This is a genomic window from Polyangium jinanense, from assembly GCF_028435265.1.
GTDB lineage: Bacteria > Myxococcota_A > Polyangia > Polyangiales > Polyangiaceae > Polyangium > Polyangium jinanense.
The window spans coordinates 75,244-100,252 of sequence record NZ_JAGTJK010000039.1 but is presented as its reverse complement, the minus strand read 5'-3'; the positions used below and the strand labels follow the sequence as shown (position 1 = coordinate 100,252).

General features: G+C 69.2%; 19 protein-coding genes and 4 tRNA genes. 14 read left to right on the top strand and 9 right to left on the bottom strand.

Going from position 1 to position 25,009, the window contains the following annotated elements; all coding sequences use genetic code 11:
• The 5 genes from KEG38_RS40560 to KEG38_RS40540 form a co-directional block, all read right to left on the bottom strand.
• Positions 1-386, bottom strand: a 386-nt coding sequence (locus KEG38_RS40560) for a GTP-binding protein (RefSeq protein ID WP_272425196.1), incomplete at its 3' end; no start/stop codon positions are given.
• A 64-nt stretch (positions 387-450) separates the two neighbouring features.
• A tRNA-Thr gene (locus tag KEG38_RS40555) sits at positions 451-526 on the bottom strand.
• Positions 527-544: 18 nt separating this feature from the next.
• Positions 545-617: transfer RNA gene (locus tag KEG38_RS40550), tRNA-Gly, on the bottom strand.
• Positions 618-705: 88 nt separating this feature from the next.
• Positions 706-788 (bottom strand) — tRNA-Tyr (locus tag KEG38_RS40545).
• Positions 789-909: 121 nt separating this feature from the next.
• A tRNA-Thr gene (locus KEG38_RS40540) sits at positions 910-985 on the bottom strand.
• A gap of 283 nt (positions 986-1,268) precedes the next feature.
• Here KEG38_RS40540 and KEG38_RS40535 point away from each other — a divergent pair.
• Positions 1,269-3,164, top strand: a complete 1,896-nt coding sequence (locus KEG38_RS40535) for a serine/threonine-protein kinase (protein ID WP_272425833.1) — start codon at positions 1,269-1,271, stop codon at positions 3,162-3,164.
• Positions 3,165-3,446: 282 nt separating this feature from the next.
• The gene (locus tag KEG38_RS40530) at positions 3,447-3,713 is read left to right on the top strand and encodes a hypothetical protein (protein WP_272425832.1); all 267 of its coding nucleotides are present in this window, start codon (positions 3,447-3,449) and stop codon (positions 3,711-3,713) included.
• Between the two features lie 107 nt (positions 3,714-3,820).
• On the opposite strand, the gene KEG38_RS40525 is transcribed toward KEG38_RS40530, so the two are convergent.
• Positions 3,821-5,578 (bottom strand): MXAN_5187 C-terminal domain-containing protein, encoded by a 1,758-nt coding sequence (locus KEG38_RS40525; protein ID WP_272425831.1) that lies wholly within the window; start codon positions 5,576-5,578, stop codon positions 3,821-3,823.
• A gap of 4 nt (positions 5,579-5,582) precedes the next feature.
• On the bottom strand, positions 5,583-6,344 hold the full coding sequence (locus tag KEG38_RS40520; RefSeq protein WP_272425830.1) for a hypothetical protein: 762 nt from the start codon (positions 6,342-6,344) through the stop codon (positions 5,583-5,585).
• A 96-nt stretch (positions 6,345-6,440) separates the two neighbouring features.
• On the opposite strand from KEG38_RS40520, the gene KEG38_RS40515 reads away from it, so the two are divergent.
• The 6 genes from KEG38_RS40515 (at position 6,441) to KEG38_RS40490 (ending at position 13,777) form a co-directional block, all read left to right on the top strand.
• Positions 6,441-7,952, top strand: coding sequence for a prolipoprotein diacylglyceryl transferase (locus KEG38_RS40515; RefSeq protein WP_272425829.1), 1,512 nt, complete (start codon positions 6,441-6,443; stop codon positions 7,950-7,952).
• Positions 7,953-7,955: 3 nt separating this feature from the next.
• Positions 7,956-8,618 (top strand): bifunctional phosphoribosyl-AMP cyclohydrolase/phosphoribosyl-ATP diphosphatase HisIE, encoded by a 663-nt coding sequence (hisIE, locus tag KEG38_RS40510; protein ID WP_272425828.1) that lies wholly within the window; start codon positions 7,956-7,958, stop codon positions 8,616-8,618.
• Between the two features lie 65 nt (positions 8,619-8,683).
• Entirely contained in the window at positions 8,684-9,580 is an 897-nt protein-coding gene (locus KEG38_RS40505; RefSeq protein ID WP_272425827.1) for a hypothetical protein, read from the top strand.
• A 45-nt stretch (positions 9,581-9,625) separates the two neighbouring features.
• Positions 9,626-11,563, top strand: coding sequence for a hypothetical protein (locus KEG38_RS40500; RefSeq protein ID WP_272425826.1), 1,938 nt, complete (start codon positions 9,626-9,628; stop codon positions 11,561-11,563).
• Between the two features lie 40 nt (positions 11,564-11,603).
• Positions 11,604-13,097 (top strand): BamA/TamA family outer membrane protein, encoded by a 1,494-nt coding sequence (locus KEG38_RS40495; RefSeq protein ID WP_272425825.1) that lies wholly within the window; start codon positions 11,604-11,606, stop codon positions 13,095-13,097.
• Complete coding sequence (locus KEG38_RS40490) at positions 13,094-13,777, top strand: hypothetical protein (RefSeq protein ID WP_272425824.1); 684 nt, start codon at positions 13,094-13,096, stop codon at positions 13,775-13,777. Before KEG38_RS40495 ends, KEG38_RS40490 begins: the two co-directional genes overlap by 4 nt.
• Before the next feature lie 7 nt (positions 13,778-13,784).
• Here the strand turns inward: KEG38_RS40490 and KEG38_RS40485 are convergent, their stop codons facing one another.
• Positions 13,785-16,019 carry a sigma-70 family RNA polymerase sigma factor gene (locus tag KEG38_RS40485; protein WP_272425834.1) on the bottom strand — a complete coding sequence of 745 codons (2,235 nt, stop codon included), beginning with the start codon at positions 16,017-16,019 and terminating at the stop codon, positions 13,785-13,787.
• Between the two features lie 202 nt (positions 16,020-16,221).
• Between KEG38_RS40485 and KEG38_RS40480 the strand changes: the two genes are divergently transcribed.
• The 3 genes from KEG38_RS40480 to KEG38_RS40470 all read left to right on the top strand — a co-directional run bounded on the left by KEG38_RS40480 (position 16,222) and on the right by KEG38_RS40470 (position 19,222).
• Positions 16,222-16,827, top strand: coding sequence for a precorrin-2 dehydrogenase/sirohydrochlorin ferrochelatase family protein (locus KEG38_RS40480; protein ID WP_272425823.1), 606 nt, complete (start codon positions 16,222-16,224; stop codon positions 16,825-16,827).
• A gap of 122 nt (positions 16,828-16,949) precedes the next feature.
• Positions 16,950-18,233: a PEGA domain-containing protein gene (locus KEG38_RS40475; protein WP_272425822.1), complete on the top strand. Its 1,284-nt coding sequence runs from the start codon at positions 16,950-16,952 to the stop codon at positions 18,231-18,233.
• A gap of 11 nt (positions 18,234-18,244) precedes the next feature.
• Positions 18,245-19,222, top strand: coding sequence for a hypothetical protein (locus tag KEG38_RS40470; RefSeq protein WP_272425821.1), 978 nt, complete (start codon positions 18,245-18,247; stop codon positions 19,220-19,222).
• 56 nt (positions 19,223-19,278) lie between these two features.
• Here KEG38_RS40470 and hflX read toward each other — a convergent pair whose 3' ends face one another.
• Entirely contained in the window at positions 19,279-21,102 is a 1,824-nt protein-coding gene (gene hflX, locus KEG38_RS40465) for a GTPase HflX (RefSeq protein WP_272425820.1), read from the bottom strand.
• Between the two features lie 119 nt (positions 21,103-21,221).
• Between hflX and KEG38_RS40460 the strand changes: the two genes are divergently transcribed.
• The 3 genes from KEG38_RS40460 (at position 21,222) to KEG38_RS40450 (ending at position 24,968) form a co-directional block, all read left to right on the top strand.
• Complete coding sequence (locus KEG38_RS40460; RefSeq protein ID WP_272425819.1) at positions 21,222-22,205, top strand: homoserine kinase; 984 nt, start codon at positions 21,222-21,224, stop codon at positions 22,203-22,205.
• An 86-nt stretch (positions 22,206-22,291) separates the two neighbouring features.
• Positions 22,292-23,185, top strand: a complete 894-nt coding sequence (locus KEG38_RS40455; protein ID WP_272425818.1) for a M48 family metallopeptidase — start codon at positions 22,292-22,294, stop codon at positions 23,183-23,185.
• Between the two features lie 13 nt (positions 23,186-23,198).
• Positions 23,199-24,968 carry a dynamin family protein gene (locus tag KEG38_RS40450; RefSeq protein WP_272425817.1) on the top strand — a complete coding sequence of 590 codons (1,770 nt, stop codon included), beginning with the start codon at positions 23,199-23,201 and terminating at the stop codon, positions 24,966-24,968.
• The last annotated feature ends 41 nt before the right edge of the window (positions 24,969-25,009 follow it).

Genomic DNA, 25,009 nt, shown 5'->3' with positions numbered 1-25,009 from the left:
CCGACCTGGCGCGCGAGAAGCACGTGCTCGCGGGTCTGCGGCATGACGCTGTCGAGCGAGCTGACCACGAGGATCGCGCCGTCCATCTGCGCGGCGCCCGTGATCATGTTCTTGATGTAGTCGGCGTGGCCGGGGCAGTCGACGTGCGCGTAGTGGCGCTTCGGCGACTCGTACTCCACGTGCGCAGCCGCGATCGTCACCGTCTTGGTCTCGTCGCGAACGGTGCCGCCCTTGGCGATGTCGGCGTACTTGATCTCTTTCGCAAGCTTCTGCTTGGACTGGACCTTAACGATGGCCGCCGTGAGCGTCGTCTTACCGTGATCGATGTGACCGATCGTGCCGACGTTCACGTGGGGCTTGGTTCGACTGAATTTCTCCTTGGCCATCGTTCTGTCTCCTGACGGTTGCCGACCGGAACGGTCGCGCGCGCTGTCCTTTCCTTACGGTTGCTGGAGCCCACCATCGGGATTGAACCGACGACCTCGTCCTTACCAAGGACGTGCTCTACCAACTGAGCTAGGTGGGCATGGAGCCGGTCCGGCGGAGCGGGCGACCGGGTTCGAACCGGCGACGTTCAGCTTGGAAGGCTGACGCTCTACCAACTGAGCTACGCCCGCAGATAAAGGTCGGGAGGTGATCCCCCCGATCTCGTCTACGAACCGACTTTCCGGCTCCGCGGGTCGAGACGCCTCATCGGCGTCTCGGTGGAGGGTGATGGATTCGAACCATCGAAGGCAATTGCCGGCAGATTTACAGTCTGCTCCCTTTGGCCACTCGGGCAACCCTCCAGATTGTCAACGTCTCGCGAGATCCAAGGGCTCGCGGGTCCCCTCTCTACTCTGTTTCGGTCGGTTCGTCTCCTGAGATTTTACTCTCGTTCGTCCGAGCCTTCCGCCCCTGACAGTCCGGTGGAGCTGACGAGGGGACTTGAACCCCTAACCCCCTGCTTACAAGGCAGGTGCTCTACCGGTTGAGCTACGCCAGCGAGTTCCTCCCTCGAAGACAGACGTGTCCCGTCAAAGGGGAGCAGGCTCTTAGCCCCTTGCTTTTGACATGTCAAGCCGGATGGAAGGTTTTGTGTTTGGAGCGGGCCGGACGCCGCGCTCCGAAGGCCGGAATCTCCGGCATCCCCGGCAGGGGCCCCTCCCCCGGCAGGCTGGATCGCGAACCCGCATGTGAGAAGACAGGCCGGGCACGATCCTCGCGAGGAGTCCTTCCGCAACTTCTTGCACCACCCGCGCGCCTCTTGCGATGCTCCGCGCCGCATCATGGAGTGTCCCGCCTGTCACCACGCGAATGTCGATGGAGCTCGCTTCTGCGCCAAGTGCGGAGCGCCGCTGCCGTCGGCGCCTTCCGAAGAAGACCCGTTGATCGGCTCGATCGTGGGCGGTCGTTACCGCATCACGGGCGTGCTCGGCGAAGGCGGCATGGGCCGCGTCTACACCGCCGAGCAGCAGATGGGCACGACGGTCCGAAAGGCCGCAGTCAAGACGCTCCTCGCGCAGTACGCGAAGGATCCGCAAGTGCTCGCGCGCTTCAACCGCGAGTGCGGCACCGTCGCCGAGCTCAAGCACCCGAACACGATCCAGGTCTGGGACTTCGGGCAAACGAATACCGGCGAGCTCTACATCGCGATGGAGCTGCTCGAAGGAAGTCCGCTCGAGGACGAGCTCGTGCAGCGAGGGCCGATGCCGCCCGAGCGCGTCGACAAGATCATCGGGCAGGCCGCAGGCTCGCTCCAGGAGGCGCACAGCAAGGGGATCGTGCATCGCGATCTCAAGCCCGCGAACCTCTTCCTCACGAAGATCGACGGTGACGACTTCGTGAAGGTGCTCGACTTCGGCATCGCCAAACGCGGCGAGCGGCCCGACTCGAAGGAGCAGAAGCTCACGCAGCAAGGCACGGTGCTCGGAACGCCGCCGTACATGAGCCCCGAGCAGTTCCGCGGGCAGGAGCTCGACTCGCGCAGCGACGTCTACTCGCTCGCGATCGTCGCCTACGAGATGCTCACCGGACGCTTGCCGTTCGAGGCAGACACGCCGTGGGCCTGGGCCACGCAGCACCTCACCGCGCAGCCCTCGCCCTTCGAGGTGACGCAGCTCGGCGCGCAGGTGCCGCCGAAGATGAAGGCCGCGATCATGCGCGCGCTCGAGAAGGACAAGAACAAGCGCCAGTCGTCCGTGCGCGAGTTCTACGAGGAGCTCTCGATCGGAGCCGGGCGCGCGTCGATCGTTGGTGGTGCGACGGGTCAGCAACAGATCGCTGGCACCGCGGCGATGCCAGGCCTGCCGAGCGGGCAATACGGGATGCCGAGCGGGCAATACGGGATGCCGAGCGGGCAGATGCAAGGCATGCCGAGCGGGCCGATGCCCGCACGTCCCGGCGGGACGCAGATCGGCGAGCCGCTCTTCACGCAGGGAGCGCCGAGCGCGCCGGGCGGGCGAACGATGGTCGACACGGGGCCGAGCGCGGCCGCGATGACGCCCGGCCCGATGCCCATCGTGCCGATGCCCCCGCAGCACGGCCACGCGCCCGTGCCGATGGGCGGACCGGCCTACCCCGCGCCGCCGCCTCCGCCGATGGGCGGCAGGCAGCAGCAGAAGAGCAGCCCGATGCCGATCATCGCGGGCATCGGCGTGCTCGTCGTGCTCGGGATCGTCATCGCGATCTTCGCGACCCGAGGCGGCAAGAGCGGCGGCGACGGCGAGGTCATCCTCATGCCGTCCGCGGCTCCGACGACCGTCGTGGTCGCCTCCGATCCGACGGCCACGCCGGCCGACAGCGCGGGCACCGCGGGGACGGCCTCGTCGGCAGGCGGCTCGACGCAGTCCGGACAAACCGCGGGCACGAACACCGGATCGGGCTCCGGGTCGGCGGCCACGACGGCCTCGGGCTCGGGCGGCGGCGGTACGAAGGTCGACGCCGCGGGCGACAAGGCCTGCGACGCGGCGATCACGTATGCGTACGGCGGCAACACGACGATGGCGATCAGCCAGTACCGCTCGTGCACCGGGCCGAAGCGCAGCAAGGCGCTCTCGGCGATCGACGCCTCGGCCGCGCGCGAGGTGAAGTCGAAGGGCTGCGCGGGCAAGCCCATCGCCGACGCGGCTGCGGCGATCGGCGCCAGCAGCGGAAAGGCCGCGCTCCCTCCGCGTTGCAAGTAGCGCGGCGCGTCTTGCGCGGCCCCCTCGACATGCACGAGCGACGGCCCTAGATGGGAATTCGCTCGTGTGTCACCGCGTTTTGACGCGCTTGACGCCCGTTCGACGCGGGTGCTAGATGGACCTTGCGAGCGATGACGCTCGGTCGCAGAAGCCTCTGCTCGACGGTACGGCGCAGCGTGTCAAAGGTCACGAGCTGCACTTCGCAGCCCACGTCGGCGCCGATGCCAGAGGTGCAGAGGAGAAGGTCGTTCACGGGCAATGGGCAGTAGACGCCGCGAAGCCATGCGGATGACGTGGCTCGATATGTGCCGCTCCGACGAGTATCGGGGGCGGTGGGTCGCACTGGACAACATCGATTACGAGGACGGCTCGTCCCAACCCCAGCAGGCGGATGTCGTCGACAGCGACGAGGACCTCGGGGAGTTATGCAGCCGGATGCGCGAGTCCGACAGGACGGCATGCGCGATCCTGTACTGCGAGGATGACTCGTTCGCGCCGCCCGTCGCCAGGCGGGCCGCGATGCCGACGCGAGGTGCCGTGCACCGCTAGCAAGCTCGGCGCCGTTCCCGCCTCGATTCCCCCTCTTTCTTCCCCACGAAATCAGCCGCCACGAAGGACGCGACCGAAGCCGCGCCTCGGGCCGATGCTTTGAGCTCCTAGCGAAGGATCGGCTTGAGCGTGGGTTTGCCGTCCTTCATCACCACGTTGTAATCGACCGATTTTTGCGGGTGAGAGGCCTTGAGCTTCTCGGCCTGCTGGCGGAGCTGCTTGGCGAGCGCCTCGTACGTGACGCCCGCGGTCGACTCCTTCGCGGCGCGCTTGGCCTCGACGTACTGCGCGTAAATCTGGCGGATTCGCGCGTCGGAAAGGTCCTCGGACGAACCTTGTGACGGGCGAGGTCGCGCGGGTTGCAGGCGTGGCTCGGGCTGCGGGCGCGGCTCGGGGGAGGCCGCAGCGTCCGTGTCCGGAGGCGACGGCGCCTCGGTCGGAGGATCGGGCGGCGGCGTCGGTGTGACGACCGCGCGCATGTTTCGGCTGCTCTTTCGTCGCGAGGGCGGCGCAGGCACGCTCGGCGCGGGTTCGTCGGACACGTTCGGGACGTGGACGGCCCGCGTGCGTGTGCTCGAAGGCCTGCGTCGCGAGGGCGGCGCTTGCTTCGCGTCGAGGTCGAGGTCGAGGTCCAGCGGGCGCGCCGAGGCCGGGCCGCTCGGGCCGGTTTTGCCTTGTTTCGCCTGGGCTGCGAGCTCGGCGACGCGGCGCTTGCCGAGGTCGGGCGAGGAAGCCTGCGGGCGTTGCGCAGCCGGCGCTTCCTCCCGCGGAAAAACCTCGGCGGGCTTCGTTTCGGCGGGTTTTGGGTCCGCGGGCTTCGCAACCGAGGCCTCGACCGGCCGGCGCATCATCATCATCAGCGGCACGGGTTCCGGCTTCTTGGCGGGCTCCGGCTTGGCAGGCGGCGGCGCGGGCTCGGCCGATTTTGCTGCAGGCGCAGGCTCGGGCGGAAGCGCGGACGAACGATCGATCGGCGTCGAAGGGAGCGGCGGGCGCGGCGGCGGCGGCGGGGCCTTCGCGGCGAGCGGAGGCGGCGGCGCAGCGGGTTTGCCCGCGGGAGGCGGAGGCGGCGCGGCGGGTTTGCCCGCGGGAGGCGGAGGCGGAGGTGCGGCCGGTTTCGTGGCCGCAGGCGGCGGAGGCGGCGCCGTGGGTTTGCCCGCGGGCGGCGGCGGAGGCGCTGGCGGTTTTCCGATCGCCGGCGGCGGCGGAGGCAGCGCGGAGATCCGTCCTGGATTCGAAGGCGCCGGCGGAGGCGGCGCAGCCGGCTTCGTGGCCGCGGGCGGCGGCGGCGGGGCCGCGGGCTTCGGGGGCGGCGGCGGCGGGGGCGCGGCCTTGGCCGGCGGCGGCTCTGCGGTCGTGAATTCGAGCGCGTCGTCGGCGAGCTCCTCGTCGGCGAAATCCTCGACGTCGTCGGCGAGGAGATCCTCGTCGGCGAGCGTCTCTTCGTCGATCGTCAGCGCTTGTTTGCGGATGCGGGCGCGGCGCTCTTCCTGCGCGGCGGCGAGCTTCGCGTACTTCTCTTTTTGCTTCTTGCCGACGATCGTCAGCGCGTCCTTCGCGCCGAAACGCGCGGCCGCGCGGAGCACGTCGCGCTGGTAGGTGCCGTTCTCGATCTCGCGCGCGACCCGGCCCCAGTACTGCTGGAACGTGTTGTAGCGCTGGATCAGCGTCTGAAACTTGAAGCGCAGCGCCGTGTTCCGGATCTGCTCGCGGCGCAGGAGCATGATGCGCCGCTCGAGCTCCTTGCGCGGCACCAGCGGCTCGAGCCTTTCGATGCCGAGGAAGTACTGCTCGTAGAGCGCCCGCAGCCGTTCGATTCGGCTGTCGAGATCCTCCAGGGCGCGTTCGACCTCGGCGTGTTCCATGCGGTCAGAGCGGCGTGACCTTCAGGTTGTCGAAGCAAACCGGGACTTCCCAATCGTTGAAGCCGAAGTGCTCGTGCCCAGGACCCGCGAGTGGATCGGGGTCGGTGAGCGTGAAGTACTCGACCCCGTTGATGGACCAAACGATCGTCTTTCCGTCCGCGCGCTCGATGCGGAATCGATAGGCCTGACCCACGGAGACGGGGCGCTCGCGCTCGTCGTCGCTCTTCGGATCGACGTCGATCTCCAGCCGATCGTCGCCGTGCTCGTCGAGGCGCGCGAGGACGTGCTTGGAGTTGCGCCAGCCGCCGAAGATCGCGATGTAGCTCGTGGCGTTCGTGTAGGACGTGCTCGTGGCGCCGCTCTGCCCGTCGCCCCAGAGCTCGACCTTGAGGTCGCCGATCGCGTTCTCGGCATAAGCGTCGAACTCGATGCGCGCGTTCACGGGGAGCCGGCGGCGCAGCCAGACGCCGCGGTTTCGCGCGTTCTTGCCGCAGAGGCGGCCGTTTTCGATGCGCCAGCCGGGCGAGAGCGCGTTCCAGTCCTCGCCGAGAACGGCGCGGTCGAAGGTGTCCTCGAAGGGCGCGAGGATCGGGGGGCCGGGCGGGACCAGGGGGGCGGTCGGGGCCGTGGTTTGTGGGCGCGGGGCCGCCGGGCGGGCGGGCTGCGCGGGGCCGGCGTCTGCCGTGGGCGGTCCCTCGGGCACACACGAAACGAGCGTGAGCGAGAGGAGGGCGCACGCGCCGATCGTGGTCGCTCGTCTGAGCACGCCCGCATCGTAGCAGCAGGTGCCCCTCGACCAAAAGGGCCGCGATCAGCGGCGACGCTTGCCCGGCCCTTGGGGCAAGCGTAAGGAAGGGCGGCCATGCATCCGATCCTGTTCCGCGTGCCGCTCCCGCGCACGACGCTGCCGCTGCTCTGGGTCCTCTGCGCGCTCGCAGGGATCGCGGCGATCGTCGCGATCTACCAGTTCGTGACGAAGAACAGGTCGTTTGCGATCGGCGCCGCCGTCGCCACAGCGGCCCTCGGCGCCGCGGCGTTCGTGTTCCGCGCGAGCACGGTGCCCGTCGGCCCGCTGCCCATCTACAGCTACGGCGTGATGCTCGGCCTGTCGCTCGTCGTGGGCTGGTATCTGACGCTCGGGCTCGCGGAGCGTGATGGCCTGCCGAAGGAGCTGATGGCGAACAACTACGTGGTCACGGCCGTGGCCGCGGTGGTGGGCTCGCGCATCCTGTACATCGTTACGAACCTGAACGAGTTCGAGTCGTTCGGCGCGATGCTCGACGTGCGCAAGGGCGGGCTCGTGGCGTACGGCGGCTTCCTCGGCGGGTTCGTCGGCTCGCTGGTGTTCCTGCGGCGGCACGGGATCCCGCTCCTTCCGTGGGCGGACGTGGCGGTGCCGAGCCTGGCCTCGGGCCTGATGATCACGCGCGTCGGCTGCTACCTCTTCGGCTGTGATTTCGGCCAGCCGCTCGAGAAGACGGCGCCCGCGTGGCTGCAGAAGCTCGGCACGTTCCCGCGTTGGGATCCCTCGCTGATCGAGACGCCGAGCGGCGCGCCGGGCGGCTCGCCGGCGTGGATCCAGCACGTGAAGAAGCACCTCATCGAGGACGACGCGACGGCGTCGCTCCCGGTGCACCCGACGCAGATCTACGAATCGCTCGTGGGCGTGACGCTGCTCGTGATCCTGCTCGTCTCGCGGCGGTACCAGAAGTTTCGTGGTCAAATCTTTTTGATCTTCACGTTCGCCTACGGCGTCGGCCGCTTCCTGCTGGAGATGCTGCGCGCGGACGACGAGCGCGGCTGGATCCCGCCGTCGCTGCCCGAGCACATTCTCCTGCCGCTCGCGCTCGTGCTCTTCGGGGTCGGTTACGTGGTCGGCATCTCGAAGATGGTCGAGAACCCCACGATGCGGCGCCTGTCGCAAATCCTCGCGTTCGTCCCGGCCGTGGTGCTGTTCCTCGCGCTCCGGCCCGAGTCGTTCGGGACCTCGGCGACGATCCAGCTCTCGACGTCGCAAGCGGTGGCGCTCAGCACGGGCGTCGCGGCGGCGTTCGCGTTCTCCGTGTATCACCACGCCGCGCTCGCTCATCCCGAAGCGGCGATGGCGATCCCGCTGCCGACCCTGGTCGACGACGAAGCGGAGGAGAAGAAGGCCGAGAGCAACGTCGCCGACGAGGACGAGGACGAGGACAGCGAGCCCGCCGCGGCGAAGAAGGATGCAGCGGCGGAGGCGGACGAGGACGAGGACGAAGCGCCGCGCGAGGTGAAGAAGAAGCCCGCGAAGAAGGCGCAGAAGGCCGTCGCAGCGAAGAAGACCAAGAAGCCAGTAGAGGAAAAGCGGACGAGCGAGCCGCCTCCGTCCGAGGAGAGCTGACGCGTGGAGCTCGCCTGGGGCGAGGCGGGGCTCTTGCCCGCGATCGTGCAGGACAGGCTGACGGGTCAGGTGCGCATGCTCGCGTACATGAACCGCGCGTCGCTGGAACGAACGATCGAGACGGGGCGAGCAACGTTCTTCAGCCGATCCCGAGGCGCGCTCTGGGAGAAGGGCGAGACGAGCGGAAACACGCTCGCCGTCGCAGCGATCGTCGCGGATTGCGACGCCGATGCGTTGCTGTTGCTCGTCGATCCGGTCGGGCCGACGTGCCACACGGGCAAACCCGCGTGTTTCTTCCGTCGCGTGGACGAGACCGGGATCGCCGCGGACTCCGGCGTGGATGCGGCCGCGTTCCTCGAGGTGCTCGAGCGCGAGATCGAGGTGCGGCGCACGTCGAGCGCGGAGAAGAGTTACACGCGGTCGCTGCTCGACGGAGGTCCGGCGAAGATCGGCGCGAAGATCCGCGAGGAAGCGGACGAGCTCGTCCGTGCGATCGAAGGCGAAGACGATTCGCGCGTCGCCAGCGAGGCCGCGGATCTCGTGTACCACGTGCTCGTGGGGCTCGCGTCGCGCGGCGTGCCCCTGCGCGAGGTGGTGCGTGTGCTCGCCGCGCGCGCAGGAACGAGCGGGCACGAGGAAAAAGCGAAACGAGGCGGGCCTCGCTGACACACGCGCCGAGCGGATCGGGCGCGTTCCGGAAGAGGCCGATGCTCTGGTAGTGTCGGTCGACGATGACCGGCGTTCGGCGCGCGGGGGCGCCGCAATCCCCCTTCCGCGAACCTCCGAAGCTGGAGCTCGGTCCGCTGTCGGTCGGGCTGCATCAGGCCGCGTCACGCGCGATGAAGCGTCTGCCGAGCGGGGGGCGCCTCGTGCGGCAAGGGCCGACGCGGCGCATCGCGCACACCCAAGGCGCGCTCGGCTGCACGGGGCTCGTGCTCGCCGCGAGCGCGGCGTTCGTCGCCCTGACGACGGGGTGGGTGCCTCGATCCCACGCCGAGGTCGCGATGGTGATGGTCACGGTCGTCGTAGCCGGCGCGTGCCTCGCGGCCGTGCTGCTCGCGTTCGATTACGCGAGGCCTCTGCCCACGTGCGACGCGGAGCCCGTGGGGCACGCGGCGCGGATCGTGGCGCAAAGGCTCTCGCGGCTCGCGACGTGCGCGGCTGAGGACGCGGCGCGCTTCGGCACGAGGCGGATCAATGCGCTGCGGCGCGCGCTCTCGGCGGCCGCGGATCCCGCGCTCGCGACGTGGATTCCGGACGATGTACGCGGTCGCGCCGAGCTCTTGCTGGCGCGGGCGATCGTGGCGCAAGCGCGTCCCGGATGGACGCGTGACGCGGCCGTGCGCGCCGAGGTGCGGCGGCTGCTCGTGCGGGCGGCGGAGCACCTCGACGAGCCCGCCGTGGCCGAGGCGGATCTCGTGCGGCTCGACGCGGCGCCGCTCCCGCCGGCGGAGGAATCGGCCGGCGCGCGTGGCCGGGAGCCGCTCCGGAGGCGGCTCAGGCAACGATTCGCGCGTGATCCGCACGCCGCTGCGGACGAGCACGCGGCCGAAGAAGAGGCCCAGAGCGAAGAGATGCACCCCCGAGCGAGGCGACGGAGGGAACGGCGGGCCGACGTGTTACCCTGAGCCGGCGTTTTCGCGTCGCCTTCCTTCTGCCGGCAAAGGTGCACGATGAAGCAGAACCGCTTGCGCTCGTTCGGCCTCGGGCTCTCGTTCCTCACAGCTGCCGCGGTCCTTCCGCTGGCCTGCTCGCCCGACTCCGGGATCAAGCCCGGCGGATGGAACGTGAGCGGAAGCGGCGGCGGCATGTCGTCCTCCGGCGCTGCGGGCGCAGGCGGCGACGGAGGCTCGCTCTTCATCGACTCCGGCGGGACCTGCGGCGACCCGACGGACAAGGACAAGGACCTCATCGCCGACTTCCTCGAGCTCGGCCCGGACAAGGACACGGACGGCGACGGCACACCCGACGCGCTCGACAACGACAGCGACGGCGACGGCGTACTCGACGCGGACGAAGCCGCGAACCCGTTTCTGTTGAACGATGAACCGGGACAAACGCGCGACGATGCCTGCGATTTGCTCGCGGATTCGGACGGCGACGGAGATCCCGACGTGCGGGATCTCGACAGCGACAACGACGGCGTGTCGGACACGCAGGAGACGACGTACGACGCGAACGGCGCGAAGGGCTGCCGCGTGCGTGTCGACTGCGACGAGGACGGCGTCATCGATCTCGTCGAGCTCGCGGCCGGCTCGAACCCGACCGACAAGGGCTCGGTGCCCGCGGACGCAGGGCTCTACTTCGTCCTGCCGTACCAGGGCGGCGAGCAAACGAAAGATTTTACGTTTTCCACCGGTGTCGCGAAGGCGGACATCTACTTCCTGATCGACACGACCGCGTCGATGCAGCCCGCGATCGACAACCTGAAGGCGTCGATCGACACGGAGATCATCCCGACGATCCTGAACGGCGATCCCGCGGCGAGCCCGCCCATCCCGGCGATCGGCGACGCGTGGATCGGCGTGGGCGAAGTGCGCGACGTGCCCTGGCTGCCGTACGGGCAGGATGGAGACGCACTCTATCGGTATCGCTTCCAGGTTGGTGCTCAAACGATCTCCGGGGATCTCGCGCCGCCGGTGTTCGATGGGCAGAAGTACACGGCGCCCGTCGCGACGAAGCAGATCCTCGGCACGCTCACGGCGGGAGGCGGCGGCGACGCGCCCGAGGGGACGTCGCAGGCGCTCTGGCTCGCCGCGACGAACCCGAACAACTACGCGCTCACGATCGGCGGGATCTGGAACTATCCGCAGCACGCCTGTCCGCTCGCCGGCAGCATCGGCGCGCCGTGCTTCCGGCCCGAGTCGCTGCCGATCTTCGTGCTCATCACGGACGCCGCGTTCCACAACGGGCCGAACGTCACGCACCAGTACGACGGGGCCAAGGTCGGCGGGTCGGTGAAGACGTATGCCGACGCAGTGACGGCGCTGAACAACATCAACGCGAAGGTCGTCGGCGTGCCCGTTGCGACGGGCAGCCCGGGCGCGGCGCGCGCGGATCTCACGGATCTCGCCACGCAGACGGGCAGCCTCTACCACGACCCAGCGTTTGGCGGGAAAGACTACCCGCTCGTCCCGAAGACGGACGTCGGCAGCGGTTCGGTGTCGAAGGAGGTCGTGCGATTGCTCGGCCTGCTCGCGGGATCGGGCCTGCACGACGTGACCACCGCGCACGAGAACTACGCGTGCGACGGCGGCATCGACTGCACGGGCGACGGCGTGCCGGACCTCGCGTACCAGAACCCGCCGGTCGATCAGGGGATGATGCCGTTCGACGCGAGCACGCTCATCACGAAGATCGAGACGCTCGAGAGCCCGGCAACTCCCCTGCCCTACGCGAGCCGCACGGAGACCACGTTCTACGGCCTGCAGGGCGACGCGCCCGTGACCTTCCGCGTGCACGCCGTAAACAACACGATCAAGCCCGCGACGCTGCTCGTGATGCGCGCCTTGATCCGCGTGCGTACACCCGACGGGCAGGTCCTCGGCGGCAAGAACGGGATCAAGCTCGTGTACTTCGTCCTCCCGCAATACATCCCCAAGGTGAAGTGAGCGCACGCCGAGCGATGTCGCGGGGCAGCGGACGAAACACGTGATCGGCGCGCGCTCGCTCGTCTGGCTCTCCGCCCTCGCCGCCCTGGCGATGCCGGCCGTCGCTTCGGCCGCCGATCCGCCGTCGGCGAGCACGACCGCGCCGCCGGAGGCACCGCAGCGGGCCCGCATTCGCTACACGCTCGAAGGAATCGAGCTGCGCGGCAACGTCCGCACCGCGGGGCGCGTGGTGCTCCGTTACGTGAAGTTTCGCGCGGGGGATCTGCTCGACGTCGACGACCCGGAGCTCGAGCTCACGCGCTACCGGCTCCTCGGAACGGGATTTTTCGCGCAGGTGGATCTCAGCCTGCGTAAGGGTTCGCGGCGCGGCGCGGCCGTGCTCATCATCGAGGTCGTCGAGCGCAACACGCTCGTCGTGCAGAACCTCTGGGCCGGCGTCGCCGCGGACGAAGACACGGCCGGGAACGCTCGTCCGCTCTCGGCCTTCCTCGGCGTGCAGGTGGCCGAGACGAACCTCGCGGGCACGGGCATCACGCTCGGCGCGGGCATCGCGCTCGCCGCGGATCAGTACGCGCTGCGCACGAGCTTCGTCGATCCCTCGTTCGTCGGGACGGGCTGGTCGGCCGCGCTGACCGTGCTCTACAACGACGCGCGCGACTTCTTCGGCAACCGCGACGTCCTCTTCGAGGCGCCGCTCATCGCGCAGCGCGAGGTGACGGACTACGCGGTCGTCGCCTATCGCCGCTTCGGCGCCACGATTGGAACAGGCCACGATCTCGGCGTCTCGTCGTCCTTCGCGCTCGACTACCACCTCGAACAGATCGACGCGACCGTGCCCGTCGCGGCCTCGCACATGCGCGGGCTCTCGCGCGAGCCGATCGATTTCTCGATCCGGCCGGGCCGCAGCGTGCTCTCGACCGTGCGCGGCGCGCTCACGTACGACACGCGCGATGCGCCGTTCCTGACCGCGCGCGGCACGCTCGCGCAGGCGTCCGTGACGATCGGGATCCCGGGCAGCGATTACAGCTTCCAGAAGTTCGAGGCGACGCTCAGGCGCTGGTGGCGCCTGCCCTGGCGGCACGTCGTGCGGTTCGATGCGTACGCAGGCGCGATCGCGGGCGACGCGCCCTTCTTCGAGCAGTTCTACGTCGGAGATTTCACCGACCTCTTGCCCGATCGTCTGCTCGCGCTCGCGCCGGATCGGAGGCAGCCACCGAACCTGCTCGGCACCGACATCATCGAGGTTCGATACGGCGATTTCGCCGCGAAGATCGAGGGCGAGTACCGCATCCCGCTCTACACGGGGCGCGAGTCGGTTTACGGCGTGGATCTCTTCGCGTCGGCGGGCTTCTACTCGGTGGCGACGCGCCGCGAGTTCACGGATCCGCCGACGGGATACGGGGGTTGGTCGCGTCTTCCGGTCGACGTCACCGGCAACATCGGCTTGCGCCTCGACACGAAGCTCGGCGGCGTGACGCTCGCGTTCTCGAACATGTTCGGGCTCGTCGCCGCGCGCAACGGTGAACGCAAATGACCCCGCGGGCGGCGCTCTTCGCGCTGGCCCTCGCCGCCCTGTCCGCCCCGGCAATGACCGCGCGCGCGGAGCCGCCGAAAACCCCGGCGGCGCTGCCGACGAGGAACGCAGCCGTCGCGCTGGACGGCAAGCAGGCCGTGATCAGCGTGCCGTTTCGCGACGTGGTCGACGCCGAGATCGAGAAGAAGCTCTCGAGCGGTTTGCCCACGGTGATCGTGCTCCGCGCGTGGGTGTTCCGCGAAGGCGGCACCGAGCCCGTCGCGCTCACGGCGAAGACGTGCCGCGTCGTCTACGATCTCTGGGACGAGGTGTTCCGGCTCCAGATCACGCAGCCGGGCGGGCTCGTCGACACGGTCGCCGTCAACATCGAGGGCGTGCTGCGCCAGTGCGCCGAGGCCCGAAAACTCCGCTTGATCGAGCGATCGCAGCTCGACGACAACGTGCGGTACTTCGTCGCCGCGCTCGTCGAGGTGAACCCGATCAGCCAGGAGACGCAGGATCGCATCAAGCGCTGGGTGACGCGTCCGAGCGGCTCGGCCGCGATCGGACCGGGCGACTCGCTCTTCGGATCGTTCGTGGGTCTGTTCGTCGCGCGGATCGGGGATGCGGATCGGAAGCTCGCGTTCCGGACGCAGGTGTTTGCCCCGCCGAACCCGCCGCCGCCCGAGAAGAAGCCTTGAAGGGCGCTCAGGCGCAGAGCGCTTCGATCTCGGGCTCGGGTTGCATGGTAGGAGGCGGGACCTCGGCGACCTCGCCGCCTTCACGCACCACGGCCTCGAACGCGCTGCGGAGCTTCGACTTCGTGCGCGCTTCGAGCTGTCGCACGCGCTCGCGCGAGACGCCGAGGCGGCGGCCGAGATCCGCGAGGCTCACCTCGTCATCCCTGGAGAGCAGCCGCTCCTCCACGATGAGCCGCTCGCGCGGATCGAGCGCCTTCCACACGCGGCCCACCACGCCGCGAACGAATGCGTCGCGCTCCGCGCTCGCTGTGAGGTGCTCCGGATCCGACGACGGATCACGCAGCGTCTCGAGCAGCGTTGGCCCGTCTTCGTGGTACGCCCGCACGTCGAGGGACGTGTCGCGCGACGCGACCCGCAGCGACATCGAGCGGATCGCGTCCTCGGTCGTCTGGAACCGGGTCGCAAGCAGCGTGTCGATCGAGGCGTCGCCCTCGCCGAGCTGCATCTCGAGCTTCGCCCGCTCGCGCCGAAGCCGGAAGAACGTACGCGACACGAGGGGCCCCGTCCCGCCGCCGACGATGCTCCACTCGCGGAGCAGGTGGTCCACGATATACGCGCGGATCCAGTAGATCGCGTACGTCTTGAAGCGGAGGTTGCGTGACGGCTCGAAGCGGCGAACCGCTTCGAGCAGGCCCAGGTTCCCCTCCTCCACGAGGTCGGCGAGCTGCATGCCGTAGCCTCGGTACTGCGAGGCCACCTTCACCACGAATTGCAGGTGGCTCTCGACGAGGGCGTTCGCGGCCGCGTGATCCCCCTCGCGCCGGTAACGCCAGGCGAGCTCGAGCTCGGTCGCGCGATCGAGCGCCTGGTAGCGCTGGATCGCCGCGCGGTAGGCCCCGAACGGCGACTGCGAAAGGCTCGCGCCGAGGCTCTCCGGGCGCGGCTTGCGCGGCGCCGCTTCAGGGCTCGACGCTTTTGGGGCGAGGCGGCTCCGCGGGCTCGTCTCGGCATCGGCAGGTGGATCCACGGAGGGTGGAGGCTCGGTCGAGCGATCGCGCGGCGCGCCGAAGACGTGTTCCGTGGGCACGCGCGTGGGCGCGGCGCCGTCGAGGTGGAGCAGGGCGCGGTAGATGAAGCCTCGCGTCTTTTTCTTGTGACCACCAAGGATCGGCTGGATCGTGTTCGGGCTCGTCGCGTAGCCGAGCGCCTCGACCTCTCGCGAGAGCTGGATCGCGAGCTTGCGCATCGTCATGCCGGGGTTGTCGGCCACGTGCTTGCGGGCGAGCTCGGCGATAGGCGCGGCCTTCACCCAGGCGAGATCGAGCTCGGCGCCGGAGGGCTGTCCGTCCTTCACGACGGGCGCTTCGATCGCGGCGCTTGAGGCGTCTCCGCGCAGGATCGACTCGATCGCCTTCGCCATCGCGTGTCGCACGCGGCGCGCGCGCCCGTCGACGAGCTTCTGCACGTGCGGCAGCCCGATCGCGATGCCTCGCTCGGCGAGCCGCTGCTTGAGCAGGATCGCGAGCCTGCGTGACGAAGGCTCCTTGTGCTCGATCTTCCAGGCCTTCGCGAGCTCGTGGATCGTCCGCGCGCTCTCGAAGGCCCGGCCCTCCTGCGCGCCGCGGATCTCGCGGGACATCGCCTCGATGCGCGCCTCGGCGTCGGCCGCCGAGGTCACGCCGGCGTGGCGGAGGAGCGCGAAGAGCGCGTCCTGGATCTCGCGCCGCACGAGCCGCTGCTTGCCGGCGAGGATGCTCTGGAGCGAGTCGACGTTGAGGCGGATGCCGACCCGCTCGAGCTCCTCGCGCAGGCGGAAAGCCAGCGCGCGCTTCGATCGCTCGGGGTGCAGGTAAAGCCAGAGCTGTGCGAGCGGCAGCATGCGCTCGCAGGCGATGTACGTGGGCGTCGTGGCCGCGGACTCGCCCGAAAGGCCCGCTTCGACGAGCGCCTGCTCGATCGCCGCGATCGCGTCCGCGCCTCCCGCGTCGGCGATCACGTCGCGCAGCGCGTGTTCGACCTCGGGCGGCACCGTCGCGACCGCGCCCGAGAGCTGCCGCTTCAGCGTGCGCAGGTGATAGCCGATGCCGCGCCGCGCAAGCCGCTCGCGCAGCTCCCGCGCCAGTGACTCGCGCGAGAGGTGCGGATTTCTTTGAAGGTGAAGGGTTGCCGCAGCTCGGAACGCGGCGCCCGGGATCCGTTCGGGCGTCTCTGCCATCGCCGCCGCCGGCATCGTCACGCTCATTTCCACGACCGACCTCCCTGCTCTCGCCGCGCCAACGCAACGATCGTTGCCGCGCATAACACTAGACAAACATCATCATGTTACGACAACGTTGTACAAAGGCTGATGAATTTTGGGGGTGGATGTCAAGGCAGAATTTGTAGAACATTACCAAACGTTGTACAAACAATTGACATCAGAAGACCTGTGGTACACGGAATTCGTGCGGTACTTGCCGATCGAGCTGGATGTGCAGGGTCGCGAGGCCCTCGTGGTCGGGGCGAGCGCGGAGGTCGTGGCCAAGGTGGAACGGCTGCTCGCGGCGGGGGCGCGGGTCGTGGTCGTCGCGCCGGGGGAGGTCGATCCGGTGATCGAGGCGATGGCTGCCGACGGGCGGCTTGCCCTCGCGCGGAGGGAGCCATTGGCGGGCGACGTCGACGGCAAGGCGATCGTCTTCGTGGCGACCACGGAAGAAGGCCGCGCCGCGGCGTTTCACGCCCGCGGGCTCGCGGAAGGGCGGCTCGTGTGCACGCTCGATAGGCCCGAGCTGTCGACCTTCGTGAACCCGGCTGTCGCGCGGGCCGCGGGCCTTTCGATGACGTTCGCGACCGGCGGCACGAGCCCGGGGGCGGTGCGGCGGATCCGCGAGGACCTCGAGGCGCTGTTCGGCGATCCGCGGTTCGCGCGGTTCCTGGAGGGGCTCGCCGGCCTCCGGGCCCGGCTGCCGCGGGGAGAACGCGCGGTCCGGATGGCCGAGGCCGTGAAGGGGTTTGCCGTGGAGGCGAGGCTTCGTTTCCCCGCGTGGGTCGAGCGGGGCGAGGAGCCCTGACGTCCGCGGGTGGGGGAGCACGCGGAAGCGCGCTGCTCAAACCTCTTGTGTCGCGCGCGCCGCGCGAGTTAATTCAGCGAAACTCAGAGAGTCGAGCAGAGACGAGTGAGGAGGGCTTAGATATGCGATCGAGTTCGGGCCGGCTGACGTCGTTGCACACGGCAGCAGTGCTCACGAGTCTGTTGGCGCTCACGGCGTCTCCGGCGGCGTACGCGCAGGCGAAGGCCCCTGCCGCCGCGCCCGCCGCCCCCGCCGCGGACAAGAAGCCTGCGGCGGCGCCGGCCAAGAAGGACGAGAAGGCCGCAGCGCCCGCAGCGCCCGCGGCGCCCGCGAAGAAGGACGAGAAGGCCGCCGCTGCACCTGCGAAGAAGGACGAGAAGGCCGCCGCTGCACCTGCGAAGAAGGACGAGAAGGTCGCCGCGAAGGACGACAAGAAGCCGGCGAAGCCTCTCACCGACAAGCAGAAGAAGGATCTCGCGACGAAGTCCATGAAGGACGGCGACACCGCCTTCGAGAAGGGCGAGTACCAGGTCGCCCTCGACGCATACAAGCTCGCCGACGAGACGCTCCCGGGCCTCAACGCGAAGTTCAAGGTCGCGGTCACGTACGAGAAGCTCAACAAGGCGCAGGAGGCCGTCGCGGCCTACCAGGGCTTCCTCGCGGCGATCGACGAGCAGGCCGCCGACAAGAAGAAGAAGTTCGATCCCAAGAAGTGGGAGGATCGCGTCAACGAGGCGAAGGCCAAGATCGAGGCGCTGAAGAAGACGCCCGCGACGGTCAAGATCGCCTCGACGCCGGAGACGGCCCCGGGCCTCCTCGTCGCGGTCGACGGCAAGGAGCCCGCGCCCGCCGGCGAGCTGAAGCTCGAGCCCGGCAAGCACACGCTCGTGTATTCGGCGAAGGGCTTCATCACCTCGCAGCCGCAAGAGGTCGAGGTTGCCTTCGGCGAGACGAAGGAGCTGTCGGCGCCGAAGCTCGAAGCCGAGCCGCCGCCTCCGCCGCCTCCGCCGCCCCCGCCGCCCCCGCCGCCTCCGCCGCCTCCGCCGGCTCCGGCAGAGCCGCCGCCCGCGCCGAAGTCGTACGTCCCCGCGTACGTGACGCTCGGCCTCGCAGGCGTGGGCGCCGTCGTCGGCACGATCTTCGGTGTCTCGGCCCTCAGCGCGAAGAGCGACTTCGAGGCGAACCCGACGGTCGACAACGCCGACCGCACCGATCGCAACGCGCTCATCGCGGACATGTCGTTCGCCGTGGCGCTCACGTTCGGCGTGACGGGCGCGGTGCTGCTCTTCGGCGGTGACGACAAGCCCGCGCAGCAGCAGGCGGCGAAGACGAAGCTCTACAAGCCGGTTGTCGCGCCCTTCGTGGGCCCGACGGGCGGCGGCGGCGTCGTGTCGTTCAAGTTCTGATCGGAAGAGCGATGAAGGCACGGAGCACTCGAAGCTGGGCAGCGCTCGTGATCTGCACGGGCGTTGCCCTCTCCGTCGGCGCGGGCTGCGAGCTCGTCGCGTCGGTCGATCGGGATGCGATCCCGATCGGCAACGGCGGATCGGGCGGTACCGGCGGCCAAGGCGGCCAAGGTGGCGCTGGCGGCCAAGGCGGTCAGGGCGGCCAAGGTGGCCAAGGTGGCCAAGGTGGCGCGGGTGGAGTCGGTGGCGCGGGCGGCCAAGGTGGCCAAGGCGGCGCGGGTGGAGTCGGTGGCAGCGCCGGCAACTGCGTCGATCCTGCGACCGACTGCCCTGCGGCGTCGGGCCCGTGCGTCAACGCGATCTGCGACGCGAACAAGAACTGCGGCGAAGAGCCGAAGGCGCAAGGCACGCCGTCCTCGAACGAGGTGGCGGGCGATTGCAAGCAGCACACGTGCGACGCCGCAGGCGCCGAGCAGGTGACGGACGACGTCGCGGGAACGGCGTGCGGAGACGCGACGGCGAGCTGCACGAACGGCGTCGCGAACCAGCCCGACACCTGCGACGGCGCCGGCACGTGCCAGGCGAACGACAACGTCGCGTGCGCGCCGTACATCTGCGGCGCGACGGCCTGCGCCACGACGTGCGCGCAGGACGCGGACTGCGCCGCGGGCAACTACTGCAACGGCACCACGTGCGTGCCGAAGGTCGCGAACGGCGCGGTGTGCGCGTCGTCGAACGCGTGCCAGAGCGGCTTCTGCACGGACGGCGTCTGCTGCAACAGCGCGTGCAACGGGACCTGCCTCGCCTGCAACAACGCAGGCTCGGTGGGCACGTGCACGCCGGTCGTGGCGGGCACGGCCGATCCCGCGTGCGGCGCGGGTGAGGCATGCAGCGACGCGGCGACTTGCCTCAAGGTCGCCGGCACGCCCTGCGGTCTGCCGGACGAGTGCATCTCCAACGTGTGCACGAACGGCGAATGCGCGCCGTGATCTGACGAACGCGCGGGGCCCGCTCCGATGAAGCGGATCCCCGCGCGTTTTTCCTTTCAAACCCGAAGCGTCGTCCGCCGATACCGCTTGCCCGCCGTGAGCTCGGCGAGCGTCGTGAGCTCCGGCTCGGCCGACGCGTCCGCGGCGTCGCCTTCGCTCGCCTGCTCCGACGCTTCGTCCTCGTCCACGTCGTAGGCCGGCACCGTCCTCGCCTGCTCCCAGCGATCCTTCAGCCGATCGGCGATCGTCGCGAGAAGCGCGCGTGTCGTCTCGCGGTTCGTCGCGGACACGAGCACGGCGTTCTTGTTGCCGAAGAGCAGCCTTCGCGCTTCGGCCTTGTCGACGAGGTCGACCTTGTTGAAGACCAGGATCCGCGGGATCGACGAGAGCCCGAGCTCGCCGAGCAGCTCCTCGGTCGTCGCGATGTGCTGGTCGTGGGCCGGGTCGCTCGCGTCGACCACGTGCAGGATGAGGTCCGCGTCCGCGGCCTCCTCGAACGTGGCGCGGAACGCGGCGAACAGATCCTTCGGCAGCTCGCGGATGAAGCCGACGGTGTCCGTGATGATCACCTCGCGCTCCTCGGGAAAACGGATCCGACGCGAGCGCGTGTCGAGCGTGGCGAACAGCTTGTTCTCCGCGATCGTGTCCGAGCCCGTGAGCGTGTTGAGGAGCGTGCTCTTCCCTGCGTTCGTGTAGCCGACGATGCTCACGATCGGCACGTCCTTGCGCGCGCGCTTGCGGCGCCGCTGCTCACGTTGACGCGAGAGCTTCTTGAGCTGCGCTTCGAGGAACGAGACGCGCTCCTTGGCGCGGCGGCGTCCGATCTCGAGCTTCGTTTCGCCGGGGCCACGTCCGCCGATGCCGCCGGTGAGGCGCGAGAGCGAGTCGTCCTTCATCGCGAGGCGCGGCAGGGCGTACTTGAGCTGCGCGAGCTCGACCTGGAGCTTGCCGTCCGCGGACTCGGCGCGTTGCGCGAAGATGTCGAGGATGAGCTGGGTCCGATCGATCACCTTGAGATCTGCGTGCTTGGAGATCGCCGACGCCTGCGAGGGCGTGAGGTTGCGATCGAAGACCAGCGTCGCTGCGTCGAGCTCGGCCGCTCGCAGCACGATGTCGTCGAGTTTGCCCTTCCCGACGATGAGGCGCGGGTCGATCTTGTCGCGGAGCTGAATGACGGTGTCGACGACCTCGACGCCCGCGGTGCGCGAGAGCTCGGCGAGCTCGCGCAGGCTGTCCTCGGCCTCCGCGTACGCGCCTTGCTTCGACTTCTCCGCGACGTGCACGAGGATGGCCCGGCCATCCTTCGCGTGCGTGAAGATACGCGACCGACGGGCGAACTCGTCTTCGAGCGCGGTGATGAGCTCGCCGAAATGGATGTCGATGCGGCCGACGGGTAGCGGTCCCACGCGCCGATAGGGCAAACCATTTCGCGGGTCCTCCCCTTCCGCGACGGGCGACGGCGGCGTGTTGTACGCGAGATCCATCGACTTCGCCTCGCCTTCGGGCGAGAGCTGGATCGCGGCCACGAGGTCGAGGCGCAGGCGTACGAGGTCGACGATGTCGTCGCGCGTGAGCTGCTCGTTGTAGAGGTGCGTGTGGACGAGGCGGAGCGCGCGGAAGCGGCCCTCGGCGGCGCGCAGGCGGCCGATGTCGGGGAGCATGAGCTTCGTCGCGTCACCGACGATCACGTAGTCGATCTCGCCCGATCGATGCACGAGCGCGCCGACCTGGCGGCCCGTCACGTGCGAGGCCTCGGCGAGAGATTTGACGAGCTCCGGCGTGGCCACGTGATCGAGGGGCACCTTGCGCCGGTAGATACGCTCCAGAAGTCGAACCGCGTGCGGGCTGAGGCCCGTGGTGTTTCCGTAGATCTGTTGCATTCGGACGGTGGTTTGAGGGCCAAGCTCCGCTCGCCGGAGCGCCTCCCCCAAGCATGGATTCGTGCCTCCCTTTCATAACGCACGGATCCCCGGGGCGCGAGAGGCGGCGCCTTGGTACCGTGCAGCCGGACATGGGCATCTTCACGGCACTCTCGATCGACGAAGCTCGGGCGCTCGGCGCGCGCTTCGGCCTCGTGATCACGGGCGCGCACGGTCTCGACGCGGGCAGCGTGAACACGAGCTACGAGCTCACGATCGAAGGCGGAAGCCGGGTCTTTTTGCGGATTTACGAGGGCGCGGATGCGGCCTCGGCCGAGCGGGAGGCGCGCCTGCTCGCGCACCTCGCCGCGCGCGGCGTACCTACCCCGAAGCCGCTTCCACTCGCCTCGGGAGGCGGCTCGTTCGTGGCCGAGCACGCGGGCAAACCCGCGGTCGTGTTCCCGTGGATCGAAGGCGAGGTCGTCTGTCAGCGCGGCGTGACCGAGGCGCACGCGCGCGCCGTGGGGGAAGGGCTCGCGCGGGTGCACCTCGCGGGCGCGTCATTCGGCGAGCCGCTCGTGACGCGGTTCGGCCCTGAGGATCTCGCGGCGCGGCTCGCGCATCTTCGCGAGCGGACGAACGTCCCGGAGCACATTCGAAACCTCCTGCCCGAGCTCGAACGGCAGCTCGACCGTCTCTCGCGGGTGAGCCTCGGCCCGACGCTCCCGGTGATCCATGCGGATCTCTTTCGGGACAACGTCCTGTTCAGGGACGGCGCGCTCACCGCGCTCCTCGATTTCGAGAGCTCGTCGAGCGGCTCGGCCGCGTTCGATCTCATGGTCACGGTGCTCGCGTGGTGCTTCGGAGACGGCCTCGATCGAGGCCTCGCGCGGGCCCTCGCGGGCGGATATTCCGCGGTCCGCGCCCTCGCGGACGACGAGCGAGCGGCACTCCACGACGCGGCGCTCTTCGCGACGCTCCGCTTCACGATCACGCGCGTCACGGACTATGAATTGCGTCCACGCGGCGTGGTCGCCTTCAAGGATTACCGGCGCTTCGTGGCGCGCACGGCGGCGCTCGAAGCGCTCTCCGCGCGTGGTCTCGTCGAAATGCTCGGCGTGTGAAGGCCGCGTGAAGGAGTTTTGATTTTCGTGGTGGATCCTGGGCCGACGGTTGCGCCGTGGGGGGCACACCGTTACCTTCGAGGACCATGGCACAAGTCGGGACGCTCGATTTCAAAGGCTTCATCGAGAACCGCAAAGAACAGCGCGCAGGCGGCGTGGACGGGGGTGGACACGCGTATGCGTACGTCTCCGATCGGACGACGCGCGCCGCGTTCGACAAGATGAAGCCGGTCGAGCTGGCCGTCGCCGCCTCCGTCCGGTTCTTCAAGGCCGTCGGCAAAAGTGACCTGCTCGGCCACGCGGTGAAGGTCGGGACGAACCAGTTCCCGCGCGTGCACGGCATCGCCGCTGAGTGCGCGCAGACGCTCGGCATCGCCACGCCCACCGTCTACATCCTCAACAACCCGCAGATGAACGCGGCGACGTACGGGACGAACGACGATTCGTTCATCATGGTCCACTCCGCGCTCGTCGATCACTTCTCCGACGAGGAGCTGCGCAACGTCATCGGCCACGAGTGCGGCCACATCCACAACAGCCACGTCGTCTACCTGACGGCGATGCACTACCTCAAGGTCATGGCGTCTCGGTGGCTCGGCCCGCTGGTCGAGCCGGCGATGATCGCGCTCTCGAGCTGGTCGCGCCGCGCCGAGGTGACGTGTGATCGCGCGGGCCTGCTCTGCTGCAAGAGCCTCGACGTCTCGCAGCGGACGTTCGCCAAGCTCGCGCTCGGATCGGCCAAGCTCTACGCCGAGCTCAACATGGAGGCGTTCCTCGCGCAGTACGAGGAGGGCCGGGAAGGCGTGGGCCGCTACCGCGAGCTGCTCGCGAGCCACCCCTACCTGCCGAAGCGCGTGATGGCCCTGCGCACGTTCGCCGAGAGCGAGCTCTACAAGAAGCACATCGGCCACGATGGCCCCGGCCTCTCGATGGAAGAGGTCGACGAGAAGGTGCACGACATCATCAAGGTGGTCGGCTAGGAGCGCACGCACGATGCTCGAGACATTCCGCACGAGACAGGTCGAAGTCACCACGGCGCTACGCGAGCTGCTCTCGATCGCCGGCCGCGTCGGCGCGAAATCGCTGACGCGCCGCATCGGCAGCGACGTCGTCGACAAACTCGCGGCCGACCGCTTCCATCTCGTCGTCGTCGGCGAGTTCAACCACGGCAAGACGACGTTCGTGAACGCGCTGCTCGGCGCCGAGGTCCTGCCCGTCGGCGTGACCCCGACGACGGCCGTCATTCATCACCTCGAATACGCGCCCGAGCCCCGCGCGGAGCTCGTGCGCGCCTCGGGCGAGCGCACGACGATGCCGTTCGAGGAGGTGCGCAAGTTCGCCGTCGGCCAGGAAAAAGGCTCCGAGAGCGCGACGAGCGAGGTGAAGCACCTCGAGGTCTTCTACCCGGCGGAGCTGCTCCGCGAGCGCATCGTGCTCGTCGACACGCCAGGCGTGAACGACCTCTCGCTCCAGCGCGCGGACATCACCTACAGCTACATCCCGCGCTCCGACGCCGTGCTCTTCCTCATCGACGCGGGCCAGCCGCTCAAGGAGAGCGAGCGCGTCTTCCTCAACGAGAAGCTGCTCGGCCAGTCGCGCGACAAGATCATCTTCGTCGTCACCAAGAAGGACATCTGGAGCGACGACGAAGAGGAAGAGGCGCTCGCGTACATCCGCACCGAGCTCGCGAAGCTCATCCGCACGCCCGTGGTCTTCCCCGTGAGCGCGAAGCGCGCGGCCGAAGGTCACCCCGAGGAGAGCGGCATGCCCGAGCTGCTTTCGCACATGACGAAGTTCCTCGCCGAGGAGCGAGGCCGCATCCTGCTCGACAACGCGCTCGGCGAGGGCCTCGAAGCCGCGCGCATGCTCGTGAAGGGCATCGACGCGCGCAGGCGCGCCGCGCAGATGTCGAGCGAGGAGCTCACGCGTCGCATCGACCTCCTGGAGAAGGATCTCGCGGGCCAGTCGCGCACGATCGAGGAGCGTCGCGCGGGCATTCGCGAGGAGGTCGCCGCGATCCGCGCCTGGGTGCAGCGAGATCTCGCTCACTTCGTCGACGACGTGACCCGGCAGATCCCGGACCTCGTCGACAACCACTCGGCCGACGACATCAAGGTGTGGCTCGGCCCCTTCCTCGAGAAGACGTTCGCCGACTGGGCGCAAGCCGAGACGAAGGAGATCGCGAACGCGCTCGAAGCGCTGGCCGAGAAGACGATCGCGCTCGTCCGCGAGGACGCGCACGACGTGGCCAAGCGCGTCGGGCAAGCGCTCGGTTCGGACGTCCGCTCGCCCAGCGTGGAGGTCGACACGCTCGGCTACGACGTGGGCGTCTTCGCGCTCTTCACGCTCGGGCTCGGCGTGATGTTCACGAACGTCCTGCTCGGCGGCCTGCTTCTGCTCGCCTCCCCGGTCCTCGCCGTCTACGTGAAGGACAAGGTCGAGGCCGAGACGAAGAAGCGCGCCAAGGAGCTCGCGCCGAACGCGCTGCGTGAGGCCGGCGCGCGCGTGGGGCCCAAGCTCGACGAGATGATCCAGGAGTTCGCGCAGCGGCTCGACCAGTGGGTCGTGACCGCAGGCGAGGAACTTCACCGCGAGGTCATCGAGGTGCTGGAAGCCGCGCGCTCCGAGCGAGCGGGCAAGGCGCCGGGCGTGGAGGCCGCGACGCAGGCTTGCGACGCGGAAGCGAAGGAGCTCACGGGCGTGGTGGAGCGTCTCGAATCCATGCGCCGCTCGCTCTGGACCACGGACGCGGCCGCGAAGTGACGATCCCGGGGGACGTGCGCCCTCGGCCCATGCGATAGTGC